At 31.3% G+C, this 2924-nt stretch carries 3 protein-coding genes; all 3 read left to right on the top strand.

The genetic code is table 11. The annotated features are described in order from the left end of the window. A partial coding sequence (locus KGF50_RS21030) for a terminase small subunit (RefSeq protein ID WP_227849864.1) occupies nucleotides 1-396 on the top strand: 396 nt, incomplete at its 5' end. Next, entirely contained in the window at nucleotides 386-1630 is a 1245-nt protein-coding gene (locus KGF50_RS21025; protein WP_413926851.1) for a PBSX family phage terminase large subunit, read from the top strand. The genes KGF50_RS21030 and KGF50_RS21025, both read left to right, overlap by 11 nt. 34 nt (nucleotides 1631-1664) lie before the next feature. Next, on the top strand, nucleotides 1665-2924 hold a 1260-nt coding region (locus KGF50_RS21020; RefSeq protein WP_227849865.1), incomplete at its 3' end, for a phage portal protein.

Here is a 2924-nt window from a genome sequence, read left to right as displayed (position 1 = left end):
TGTGATTACTATATAAAGACTGGTAATGCTACAGAAGCAGCAATAAAAGCGGGGTATTCTGAAAAGACTGCCAAGGTGATAGGTGCTGAGAACTTAACAAAACCATACCTGAAAAGTTACATTGATGAAAGAATAGGTCAACTTGAGTCAAATAGGATAGCAGATGCTAAAGAAGTTATGGAGTACTTAACTAAAATAGTAAGGAACGAAGCAAAAGAGGAAGTGGTTGTAGTTTCTGAAAATGGTGTTGAAAGAGTTAAAAAAGATGTAAGCATAAAAGATAGAAATAAGGCTGCTGAACTCTTAGGTAAGAGATACAGGTTGTTTACTGATAAGGTAGAAGTTGAAGGAGCTATCCCTATAGTTATAACTGGAGATGATGAAATTGAAGATTAAGAAAGTAAATATAGCAAAGTTAGTAGGTAAAGGATACAAAGATTATTGGAGATTTAAGGGTCGTTATAGAGTCTGTAAAGGTTCAAGAGCTTCTAAGAAATCAAAGACAACAGCTTTATATTACATTACTAAGTTGATGCAATATCCAGAAGCCAATCTATTAGTTGTAAGGAAAGTATTTGGAACATTAAGAGATAGTTGTTATAAGGAACTTAAATGGGCTATACATCAATTAGGAGTAGATAATTATTGGGATAGTACAACTAATCCACTTGAAATTACATATATTCCTACAGGACAAAAGATATATTTTAGAGGCTTTGATGACCCACTTAAAATTACATCTATTACTGTTGATGTTGGAGTACTTTGTTGGTGCTGGATTGAAGAAGCTTATGAGATAACAGATGAAAATAGTTTTAACATGCTAGATGAAAGTATAAGAGGTAAAGTTCCAGATGGATTATTTAAACAAATAACAATGACATTTAACCCCTGGAATGAACATCATTGGATTAAGCAAAGATTCTTTGATGCAAAGGATAAGGATATACTTTCAAAGACTACTAATTACCTTTGTAACGAGTTCCTAGATGATGCAGATAAGAAAGTATTTGAAACTATGAAAAAGAATAATCCAAGACGTTATAAGGTGGCAGGACTTGGAGACTGGGGCATTGTTGATGGGTTAGTATATGAAAACTGGGAAGAGAAGGAATTTAATATAGACACTATTATAGAGCAGAGGAATATAAAGTCAGCTTTTGGTATGGACTTTGGTTATACTAATGACCCATCAACTTTATTTTGTGGATTAGTTGATGAAGCTTCAAAAGAGATTTATGTATTTGATGAAGTATATAAACATGGTATGTCTAATGAGAAACTTTACAGAGAAGTTAATGGGAAAGGATATTCTAAAGAACATATAACAGCAGATTCAGCTTCTCCAAAAGATATTGACCATCTAAGAGAATTAGGGCTAAGAAATATAAAAGGTTCAAGAAAAGGAAAAGATAGTGTAAATAATGGTATCCAATATATTCAGGATTATAGGATTATAATACATCCTAATTGTGTAAACTTTTTAACTGAGATAAGTAATTATACTTGGGATAAAGATAAGTTTGGAAACAAGATTAATAAGCCTATAGATGATTTTAATCACCTAATGGATGCTATGAGGTATGCACTGGAAGAATTCATAAAAGGAGAGGTGTTTAGTTTTGATTAATCTTATAAGAAAGGGGGTCGATAAGTTGAAAAGCATGTTAAATAAAACATCACATCCTACAGTAAGTAATTTAAAACACTTGGAATATGAGATAGATAAGTGGAAAACCTCAAATACTAGAAAAGAGCAGTTACAAGGTGAGAGATATTACAAAGGGGAGCATGATATTTTAAGACGGAAGCGTACTGTTATTGGAGAAGGCGGAAAGTTGACAGAAGTTGAAAATCTACCAAATAATAAAATAGTAGATAATAAATATGCTAATTTAGTAGACCAAAAAGTCAATTATTTGCTAGGTAAGCCCCTTACATTTCAAACTCAAAATGAAGTTTATAATAAGCTATTAAAAGATATATTTAATAAGAAGTTTCTTAGAGCCTTCAAAAATCTTTGTGAGGATTCTCTAAATGGTGGTATATCATGGTTACATCCATACTATAGTGAAGAAGGTAAACTAAGCTTTAAAAGGTTTCCCTCATATGAAGTATTACCCTTTTGGAAAGATTCAGAGCATACAATATTAGATTTTGCAGTTAGGTTATATGAAGTAAAAGCATATAGTGGAGCAAATGAAAAGATAATTGAGAAAGTAGAAGTATATTCAAAAGAAGGTATCAAGAGATATATTTTGCAAGGAATGACTTTAATAGCTGACTCAGAAAGTCCATATTCTTCTTATTTAGTAGTTGAAACTGATGATATTCATGAGGAACTTAATTGGGATAGAATACCACTGATACCATTTAAGTACAACAATAAAGAAATACCACTCATTAAAAGAGTTAAGAGTTTACAGGATGGCATAAATATTATGTTGTCTGATTTTGAGAACAATATGCAAGAAGATGCTAGAAATACAATACTGGTACTTCAAAATTATGATGGTCAAAATTTAGGAGAGTTTAGAAAAAATTTAGCACAATATGGAGCTGTTAAGGTTCGTACTGTGGATGGTGCAGTGGGAGATTTAAAAACACTAGAGATAAAAGTGAATTCTGATAACTACAAATCTATATTGGAGGTATTTAAAAAGGCATTAATTGAAAATGGTAGAGGATATGATGCTAAAGATGATAGAATGAGCGGAAATCCAAATCAGATGAATATACAAAGCATGTATAGTGATATAGATTTAGATGCTAATGGTATGGAAACTGAATTTCAAGCTTCTTTTGAAGAACTGTTGTGGTTTGTAAATATGCATCTTTTAAATACCAGTCAAGGAAATTATGAAAATGAAGAAGTAGAAATAATCTTTAATAGGGATATATTAATAAATGAAACAGAAAGTATT

This window comes from Clostridioides sp. ZZV15-6598, assembly GCF_020657705.1.
GTDB classification, from domain to species: domain Bacteria; phylum Bacillota; class Clostridia; order Peptostreptococcales; family Peptostreptococcaceae; genus Clostridioides; species Clostridioides difficile_F.
The sequence above is the reverse complement of the archived record's forward strand: the minus strand, read 5'-3'. Positions and strand labels throughout refer to the sequence as shown.